This window comes from Pseudomonas sp. Sample_24 (genome assembly GCF_004307605.1).
In the GTDB taxonomy this organism is placed as follows: Bacteria; Pseudomonadota; Gammaproteobacteria; order Pseudomonadales; family Pseudomonadaceae; genus Aquipseudomonas.
In genome coordinates, this window is the sequence record NZ_RCNW01000248.1 from 1 (window position 1) to 9,092 (window position 9,092).

9 protein-coding genes and 1 pseudogene are annotated in these 9,092 nt (G+C 58.3%); 5 read left to right on the forward strand and 5 right to left on the reverse strand.

The genetic code is table 11. The features are described from left to right. Positions 1-383: thiamine pyrophosphate-binding protein (locus D8V06_RS13995; protein ID WP_277751299.1), on the reverse strand; the 383-nt coding region annotated here is incomplete at its 3' end. 268 nt (positions 384-651) lie between these two features. Between D8V06_RS13995 and D8V06_RS14000 the strand changes: the two genes are divergently transcribed. Together D8V06_RS14000 and D8V06_RS14005 are read left to right on the forward strand one after the other, a co-directional pair. Further along, positions 652-1,092, forward strand: coding sequence for a heme-binding protein (locus D8V06_RS14000; RefSeq protein ID WP_056852976.1), 441 nt, complete (start codon positions 652-654; stop codon positions 1,090-1,092). A gap of 209 nt (positions 1,093-1,301) precedes the next feature. Beyond that, positions 1,302-1,758: pseudogene (locus tag D8V06_RS14005) on the forward strand (transposase). A 126-nt stretch (positions 1,759-1,884) separates the two neighbouring features. On the opposite strand, the gene D8V06_RS14010 reads toward D8V06_RS14005, so the two are convergent. Then, positions 1,885-2,490: a TetR/AcrR family transcriptional regulator gene (locus D8V06_RS14010; protein ID WP_056852974.1), complete on the reverse strand. Its 606-nt coding sequence runs from the start codon at positions 2,488-2,490 to the stop codon at positions 1,885-1,887. A 133-nt stretch (positions 2,491-2,623) separates the two neighbouring features. Here D8V06_RS14010 and D8V06_RS14015 point away from each other — a divergent pair, with 133 nt between their 5' ends. Further along, on the forward strand, positions 2,624-3,538 hold the full coding sequence (locus tag D8V06_RS14015) for a DUF808 domain-containing protein (protein WP_130931150.1): 915 nt from the start codon (positions 2,624-2,626) through the stop codon (positions 3,536-3,538). 113 nt (positions 3,539-3,651) lie between these two features. Here D8V06_RS14015 and D8V06_RS14020 read toward each other — a convergent pair whose 3' ends face one another. Then, entirely contained in the window at positions 3,652-4,440 is a 789-nt protein-coding gene (locus D8V06_RS14020; RefSeq protein ID WP_056852972.1) for a VacJ family lipoprotein, read from the reverse strand. Next, positions 4,433-5,731, reverse strand: coding sequence for a serine/threonine protein kinase (locus D8V06_RS14025; protein ID WP_056852971.1), 1,299 nt, complete (start codon positions 5,729-5,731; stop codon positions 4,433-4,435). The genes D8V06_RS14020 and D8V06_RS14025 overlap by 8 nt, the downstream gene beginning before the upstream one ends. Before the next feature lie 223 nt (positions 5,732-5,954). Between D8V06_RS14025 and D8V06_RS14030 the strand changes: the two genes are divergently transcribed. Further along, a complete protein-coding gene (locus D8V06_RS14030; RefSeq protein WP_056852970.1) occupies positions 5,955-6,323 on the forward strand; it encodes a hypothetical protein in 369 nt (122 codons plus the stop codon). Between the two features lie 121 nt (positions 6,324-6,444). On the opposite strand, the gene D8V06_RS14035 is transcribed toward D8V06_RS14030, so the two are convergent. After that, complete coding sequence (locus D8V06_RS14035) at positions 6,445-8,040, reverse strand: beta (1-6) glucans synthase (RefSeq protein ID WP_130931151.1); 1,596 nt, start codon at positions 8,038-8,040, stop codon at positions 6,445-6,447. 301 nt (positions 8,041-8,341) lie between these two features. Between D8V06_RS14035 and D8V06_RS14045 the strand changes: the two genes are divergently transcribed. Further along, a partial coding sequence (locus D8V06_RS14045) for a glycine betaine ABC transporter substrate-binding protein (protein ID WP_130931152.1) occupies positions 8,342-9,092 on the forward strand: 751 nt, incomplete at its 3' end.

Here is a 9,092-nt window from a genome sequence, read left to right on the forward strand (position 1 = left end):
TTGGTCACTGGCTTGACGATGCTGGTGATGTCGACAGCCTGGAAGTCTTCCTTGTGCATACGGGCGCGGGGTGCTTGCCCGGTGATGCAGAGGATTGGAATCGAGTCGGCCGAGGCGCTGTAGAGCCCGGTGACCATGTCGGTGCCGGCAGGGCCGGAAGTACCGATGCACACGCCGATGTTGCCGGCCTTGGTGCGGGTGTAACCCTCGGCCATGTGCGAGGCGCCTTCAACGTGGCGAGCGAGTACGTGATCGATGCCGCCGACCTTTTGCAGGGCGGAGTACAGCGGGTTGATGGCAGCACCCGGGATGCCAAAAGCGGTATCAACCCCTTCACGGCGCATCACCAGAACGGCGGCTTCGATTGCTCTCATTTTGCTCATGGTTTTGTGCCTCTTTACGTTTTGTAATTGTATACAAGTGGCTTTGCGCAGAGTGTATTCACGGCGGACGGCGCAGGTCAATCCATTTTCTCAAGCGCTCGTTTCATTCGTCGGAAGCCCGTTCTACTGTGGCTTTTCGTCGCATGTGGCGCTTTTCGATAATTATTGTATACAAAAAAATAATTCATTGTGTTCTATTTGTGGCATCGGACTGCGGCACAACGGCGCAGTCCCACGGCTTTCCGAAAAACAAAATGAGGACGGCACCATGAGCGCTTTAACCTTGAAAGTCGCAGTCAACCTGGTCAACGAGGCCATCACCGCAGGGCGTGCAATCTGCGCAGCGCCCTTGACCATCGCCGTGCTGGACGCTGGCGGACACCTGATCACCCTGCAACGCGAAGACGGCGCCAGCCTGCTGCGCCCGCAGGTCGCCATCGGCAAAGCCTGGGGCGCCATCGCCCTGGGCAAGGGCTCACGCCTGTTGGCACTGGACGCGCAACAGCGCCCGGCCTTCATCGCCGCGTTGAACAGCCTGGGCCAGGGCAGTGTGGTGCCGGCACCCGGAGGTGTGCTGATTCGGAATCAGGACGGGAACGTGCTTGGGGCGGTGGGGATCAGCGGGGATCTGTCGGATGTGGATGAGCAGTGTGCGATCACTGCGATCGAGGCGTTGGGGTTGAGGGCGGATGCGGGGGTTGTGGCTTGATCTTTGGCGACTGAACCAGCGTCATCGCTGGCAAGCCAGCTCCCACAAGGATTGGGGTGTTCACATATTTTGCGGACACCATCAGACCTGTGGGAGCTGGCTTGCCAGCGATTGCAATCTGCCAGACACATCCAGCTAAAAGTGTGTGTTACCGCTCAGAGTTTCCCGGTCTAGCCTTTTCATGAGTTCATCATGAGAGAGGCAACGGAATGCCTGATTTCCCCGCATCAAACCGTCTGCGAACAGGCCGCTATGCCGAGCCCAGTCGAATCTATTTGCTGACGACCAACACGCTGGATCGAGAGCCGATTTTTACTGACTTCTTTTTGGGCAGATTGGTGGTTCATCAATTTCGCCGGGCACAGAATCTGGGATTGGCAAAATCACTGGCCTGGGTGGTCATGCCAGACCATTTTCATTGGCTGGTCGAACTGGAAAACTCCTCACTGCGCAGACTAATGCGCGAGACAAAGTCGCTTGTTACTCGAGAGGTGAATTTTTTCAGTAACAGGAACGGGCCGCTTTGGCAGCAGGGCTTTCACGACCGTGCGTTAAGGCGGGAAGATGATCTGGTGAAGATGGCGCGCTATGTAGTGGCCAACCCCTTGCGGGCTGGTCTGGTCGAGAATTGGTGATTACCCGCTGTGGGACGCCGTCTGGGTTTGAGTCAATATCGAGTCGCCTTCATCGCTGGCAAGCCAGCTCCCACAGAGAAGTGTGTCGTTCACAAGATTGGGTGCAACACAAAAAACTGTGGGAGCTGGCTTGCCAGCGATGGGCCACCACGGACTATCAATCCGGCTCGCAGCCTTTGAGCACCAACCGAATAATCGTCTGCGCAGCCGCTTCGTAATCCTCTTCGTCGAGCTTGGCCTTGCCGGTGATGGCGGTGATTTGCCAGTCGAAGTCGGCGTAGGTCTGGGTCGCAGCCCAGATACTGAACATCAGGTGGTTGGGGTCGATCGGGGCGATCTGGCCGCGGTCGATCCAGCTCTGGATGCACTCGATGTTGTGCTTGGCCTGGCTGTTGAGCTGTTCCACCAGGTCGGTGCTCAGGTGCGGTGCGCCGTGCATGATTTCGCTGGCAAACACCTTGGAGGCGAAAGGCAGGTCGCGGGAGATGCGGATTTTCGAGCGAATGTAGCCGCTCAGCACTTCGCTGGGCACGCCGTCGGGGTTGAATGGCGTCGAGGCTTGAAGGATCGGTTCGATGATACTTTCCAGGACCTCGCGGTAGAGGTTTTCCTTGGATTTGAAGTAGTAGTAGACGTTGGGCTTGGGCAATCCCGCCTTGGCTGCGATATCGCTGGTTTTGGTCGCTGCGAAGCCCTTGTCGGCAAATTCTTCACTGGCGGCACGCAGGATCAGTTGTTTGTTGCGCTCGCGGATGGTGCTCATAAACCAGGGGGTTCCTTGCCTGTTCTGGCGGTTGCGCATGGTAGCACCGGCGTTCGGCGGCGCTCAAGAATGCACCATGCGGCGCTCGGCCACGCTATGCTGCACCGCATTTACTGAAGAAGGAAACCGATTCATGGCAGGAAGCAGTTTGCTGTTGCTGATCGACGACATTGCTGCGGTGCTGGATGACGTGGCCCTGATGACCAAAATGGCCGCCAAGAAGACGGCCGGCGTGCTGGGTGATGATCTGGCGCTCAATGCCCAGCAGGTCAGCGGTGTGCGTGCCGAACGGGAAATTCCGGTGGTGTGGGCGGTAGCCAAGGGCTCGTTCATCAACAAGCTGATTCTGGTGCCGTCGGCAATTGCCATCAGCGCGTTCATCCCATGGCTGGTCACGCCATTGTTGATGGTCGGTGGCGCTTATCTGTGTTTCGAAGGCTTCGAGAAACTTGCGCACAAGTTCTTGCACAGCAAAGCCGAAGATCAGGCTGAACATGCTGAACTGGTCGAGGCGGTAGCGGACCCGGCGGTGGACCTGGTGGCGTTCGAGAAGGACAAGATCAAAGGCGCGATTCGTACCGATTTCATCCTTTCCGCAGAAATCATTGCCATTACCCTTGGCGTTGTCGCTGACTCGGCGCTGACCCAGCAAATCGTCGTGCTCTCGGGCATCGCCATTGTCATGACTGTCGGCGTATACGGGCTGGTGGCTGGCATCGTCAAGCTCGACGACTTGGGCCTGTGGCTGACCCAGAAGTCGGGGCAGGTGGCCAGAAGCATTGGTGGGGCAATTCTGCGCGCGGCGCCGTACATGATGAAAAGCCTGTCGGTGATCGGCACGGCGGCGATGTTCCTGGTGGGTGGCGGCATCCTGACCCACGGCGTGCCGGTGGTGCATCACTGGATCGAAAGTGTCAGCGCAGCGGCGGGCGGTGCCGGGTTTATCGTGCCAACGTTGCTCAATGCGGTCGCGGGAATTGTGGCTGGGGCGGTGGTGTTGCTTGGGGTGATGGCTATCAGCAAAATCTGGAAAGTTGCGAGAGGCTGAAAATAACGCAGCCTGCGATAGATCCTACAGGCTGCGATCTTGGCGATGTATGCCGCGCAAAATGAAAAAGGCCATTCGACTGGAATCGAATGGCCTTTTTTGTTGCCGCCGAATTACTCGGCTATCTGCAGTTTGCGCGACTCGGTGTACACGTAACGCACCTTCTCGTACTCGAACGGCGAGTTCAGCTGGCCATAGCGGAAGCTGGTCTGATAGCGCTTGTCGACGCCACGCAGGACCCAGACTTCCGGATGATTGGAGCTGACTTCGGCAACGTTGAGGAAGTTGATTGCGTTCTCGGCGCTGTAATCGACCAACAAGCCGCCAGTGTCACGCAGGTTCGACGGGCCAAGTATCGGCAGTACGAAGTAGGCGCCGCCCGGAACACCATAGAAGCCCAGCGTCTGGCCGAAGTCCTCGCTCTGGCGTGGCAGGCCCATGGCGGTGGCCGGGTCCCACAGGCCGGCAATACCAATGGTGGTGTTGAGCAGCAGCCGACCGGTGATCTCCATGGAGCGCTGGCCCTTGAACTGCAACAGGCTGTTCAACAGGTTTGGCACGTCGCCCAGGTTATTGAAGAAGTTGCTGACGCCGGTACGCAAAAAGCTCGGCGTGATGTAGCGATAGCCATCGACCACCGGCAGGAACACCCATTGGTCGAACCGGTAGTTGAAGTGGTAAACGCGACGGTTCCATTCTTCCAGCGGGTCATAGACGTTCAGTGCGCTGAGCGTCGAACGTTCGAACTCACGCTGATCCAGCCCCGGGTTGAATTTGAGTTTGCTCAACGGCTCCTTGAAACCGTCACTGTCGACAACGACTGGAGCATTGGCTTTGCTGTTGTCGGCATTGGCAACGCCTGCACAGAGTAACGCAGCGATAAGCAGGAGATATTTAGCCACGGAAGAACTCCAGCATGGCGTCGCTGTTGACGCGGTAGTTAAGGTTGCCGCAATGGCCGCCCAGCGGGTAAACGGTCAAGCGATCGCCGAACGTCTGGCGCAGGAACCCGAGGTCACCCGGGCCGAGGATCACGTCGTCAGCGTTGTGCATGACGGCAATTTTCGGGCTGTCGCGCAGGTAATCCTTCAGTGCGTACAAGCTCACCTGGTCGATCAGTTGCAGCAGGCTGCCACCGTCGGTGCGCGCACGCCACATCGGGATCACCTGTTCAGTGATGTAGCAGTCGAAATCACACTGCAATGCACGCTTGAGGTACGGGGTGAGACTGGTGCCTTCTGTAATCGGTGTTTTCGGGGGAGTGATCAGGCCGCGGCGGTTGATCAGGTCCGAGGTAAAGGCGATATCGGCCGCCGAGAAGCGGAACGAGGTACCGATCAGCATGGCCATCTGTTCGTTGGTGAGGTGCTGCTTGGACTGCTGGAAGTCGTAGAGCAGGGCATCGTTGAGGTCGATGTAGCCCTTTTGTTGGAAGTAGCGGGTCAACTTGTTCAGTACCAGCTCATAGAAGGTAGTGGTGTTGTTGATGCCCTTGACCTCGGTCTGTACCAGTTTGTCGAGATTGGTGATCGAGGTGTAGAGGTTGACCGGCGGGTTGAGCAGCAGCACCTTCTTGAAATTGAAGCTGCGGCGGGTTTCGTCCAGATGCGCGACGAAGGCTGCATCCAATGCGCCGAGGCTGTAACCGGTCAGGTAGAAATCGGTTACCGGTACGTTAGGGTTCTGCGCCCGCACGGATTGCATCACCCGGTACATGTCTTCGGCATCTTCCTTGGTGATGCCCGGGGTCGCGAAGCGGGACGCGGCGCTCATGAAGTCGAAACTGGTGGGCGACGACAATTGCACCACGTGGTAACCGGCTTTGTAGTAGAGCTTTTTCAGGTATTCGTTGAGGCTGCTGTCGTAGCGCGCGCCCGTGCCGGCGATCAGGAAAATCAGCGGTGCCGCTTTATCCTGGGTGGCGATGCGATAGGTGAGTTTCTTCACTGCCCAAAAATTGTCCGGCAGTTCGAACGCACGCTCAGGGCGCAAGGTGATGCTGCGATCCGACTGATTGATGTCGTCGTCAAGCGGCAGTTCGGGACGCAAATCCGGTGGCGTCGTGGCAATGGTTGCCTCGAACGGGTTAGTCAGGGGATAGCCATAACTGGCGGCGTCGATGTCGACCGCCAGTGCGGACGCACTCAAGATAAGGCCGCCAAACAGGGCGGCGAAGCGCAAGGAACGGAGCATGACTAGATCCCTTAGAGGAAGGTGCCGAATGAAGTTCGCAGGCTATGACCACTGGATTTGCGCCAAAGTGCCACGCATCGGCACCAAACAGGCTTAATTCGGAGTAATAGTAGCTCGACGATACACTTTGCAGCGATTGAAAGGCCAGTTAACTGTTGTTAGCGCTTGCGAAAGACCGTCGGGAGATTAAGCTGACCGCCGTTTTCGTTGATTGGAGTGTTTCATGTCCCGCCGTCTGCCCGTGATCCTGCTGCTCATTGTGCTGCCTCTATGGCTGGCCGCCAGTTATGGCGCGCGTTATGGCTTTATGGAAGATGCACAGTGGGTCGGCCTCTGCGTGGATGAGGCGAGCCGCTGGGAATGTCAGGTTCGCTCGAACCTGGGCCTGATGATTCACTTCAAGATTCTGGGCTATGGCGCACTGGCCGCTGCCATCATCGGCTTTGTCGTGCCGGGACGGGCAGGGTGGTGGCTGGCGGTATTGGCGCTGGCATTGGGTTTTCCGGCTCTGGCCTTGTACAACACGACGCTGGCGGTGTTTGCGGTGGTGATTGCGGGGTTGCGGTTGGTCAGAGAAACCCGTAGCGCTTGACTGTCAGCCATCGCGGGCAAGCCCGCTCCCACAGGTTCATCGGCGAACACGCAATTGTGAACGACAACGATCCTTGTGGGAGCGGGCTTGCCCGCGATGAGGGCCGTAAATTTGATTAGGGTTAAACCTTGCGAACGCGCAAGCAGCGCCACAACGCCGCCACCATCAACCCACTCACCAACGCCCAGCCCCAAGCCTGCTGATTCTGCAGACCTTCCCGGAACAACTGCGGCGCAATGCCCGCTCCGATGATGAAGGTCAGCAACGCGATTTCCCGGCGCGGCACGCTCACCGGACGGCACAGATACACCAGTGCCGGCACGATGAACGCGACGCTCGGGAAGCTGCGGTAGCGCGGGTCAAATACCAGCTCCAGCATGCTCACCGCCGCTGCAAAGCCGATCACCGCAACCAGCCAGCCTGAGCGACGCTCAAGTGCGTTGAACGCCTGTGCTCGCCATCCTGTACGAGGACTCAGCGTCAGGGCGGCGTGCACCAGCACCAACAGGTTCAACGCAGTCAGCAATGCCACCCACAACCACTCGCTGGTGAAACGGGTAGTCACGCGGGCGAGGTCGCCCCACACGCCGATGGAGCACGCAGCCAATGCCGCAAACAAAGGCAGGACCAGCGCTGCGCGGGTGCTGCGGACGCGGCCGCCCAGCACAAGCGTCCCGACAAAGATCAGGCCGCCCACAACCAGCCACTGCGACCAGTACGGTACGTTCGACACCGGACCGGCCAGCACGCCTTTGTCCTGCCGATCGGCATCGAACAGCCCCCAGTAGCCACCCACGGCGCCTTCACTGGCGCGTTTCCATGGCTGGTCGAAGGCTTCGATCAGGTTGTAGTGCCAGCCGTGCTGCTCGGCCATGGTGACAAAACCGCGAATGAATTTCGCTTCATTGACCCGGCTCGGCAGGGCGGTTTCGCGCTGACGGCCTTCGCTGGGCCAGCCGGTTTCGCCAATCATCACGTCCTTGGGTGCGAACTTGTTGCCGAACACCTGACGCACTTCGGCGACCTGTTGCAGTGCGGCATCGATGTTCGAAGGATCGTCTTCCCAGTACGGCAACAAGTGGATGGTCAGGAAATCCACGGCCGGCGCGATTTCCGGATGCTTGAGCCAAAACTCCCAGACGTCGGCATAGGTGACGGGTTGCTTGACCTGGCTTTTGACCTTGGTGATCAGCCGGGTCAGTTGTGCCCCGGTGACTTCTTTGCGCAGCAGGGTTTCGTTGCCGACGATCACAGCAGTCACCACGTCGGCGTTGGCGTTGGCCGACGCAATCAGCAGGTCGACTTCTTTTTCGGTATCCACCGTGTTGCTGTTGACCCAGGCGCCGATCATCAACTTCAAGCCGTGTTTACGTGCGAGGTCGGGCAGGGCTTCGAGCCCGGTCATGGAGTAGGTGCGGATGCATTCGAAGCTTTTGGACAGCAGCGCGAGGTCGGCGTCCATGCGCTCCGGGCGCAGGTTGAACGGTACGTCGAACGGCGATTGGTCTTTGTCGAACGGGGTGTAGGAGGCGCATTGCAGTTTGTGCGTGGCGCTGGCGACATCCGGCAGGGTCACCGGTTTACCAATGCCGTACCAGAAACCACAAAGGGCAAAAAGCCCCAGCAGGCAGGCGAACAGATAAGCAAAAAAAGGAAAGCGAGATGTCGCGGGCATGATCAGGCCGTCTGGGAGCAAAGCGGCGCATGTTACCTGCATTTGTACTGTGCTTGGTGGCTCGCATGATTTTGACATGCAAAGTTCGGGCGGATTGTCCGGGGCGTTTGTCGCCCTCAGGATTAATGGCGTTCTGATGTCGTTTCTCGATGCCTTGAGGTCGCTGGCAGAGCAGGTCGCTTATAGCGTCAGGTTGATTATCGGAGGCGTCAGTACCCTCGTTGATAAACGCGCTGATGATTGAACGGGTTTGCGGTGAAGCGTGATGGGGGCGCTGTGCACCAGAACAATACGTTGACGCGACTCGGCACCCGTCGAGCGCAGCACTTTCGGGGAAGTAACGATGAAGATGCGACGACTTTTAGGTGCAGGTGCCGCACTGGTACTTGCGATGGGTTCCACATTCGCCAATGCCGAGAGCAAGACCCTGAGCATCGGTTACGTTGACGGCTGGTCCGACAGCGTCGCGACGACTCACGTAGCTGCTGAAGTCATCAAGCAGAAACTCGGATATGACGTGAAGCTGCAAGCCGTCGCGACCGGGATCATGTGGCAGGGTGTAGCCACCGGCAAACTCGACGCCATGCTCTCGGCCTGGTTGCCGGTGACCCACGGCGATTACTGGGCCAAGAACAAGGATCAGGTGGTCGACTACGGTCCGAACTTCAAGGACGCAAAAATCGGCTTGATCGTGCCGGAATACGTCAAGGCCAAGTCACTGGAAGACCTGAAGACCGACGACAGCTTCAAAAAACGCATCGTCGGCATCGACGCCGGTTCAGGCGTGATGCTTAAAACCGAGCAGGCCATCAAGGACTACGACCTGACCGGTTACCAGCTCAAGGCCAGTTCCGGCGCGGGCATGATTGCCGAACTGACCCGTGCCGAAAAGAAGAACGAATCCATTGCCGTGACCGGTTGGGTACCGCACTGGATGTTCGCCAAGTGGAAATTGCGTTTCCTCGAAGACCCGAAAGGCGTGTATGGCGCGGCTGAAACCGTGAACAGCATCGGTAGCAAAGAGCTGGCAACCAAGGCGCCGGAAGTGGCCAAGTTCCTGAAAAACTTCCAGTGGGCTTCGAAAGACGAAATCG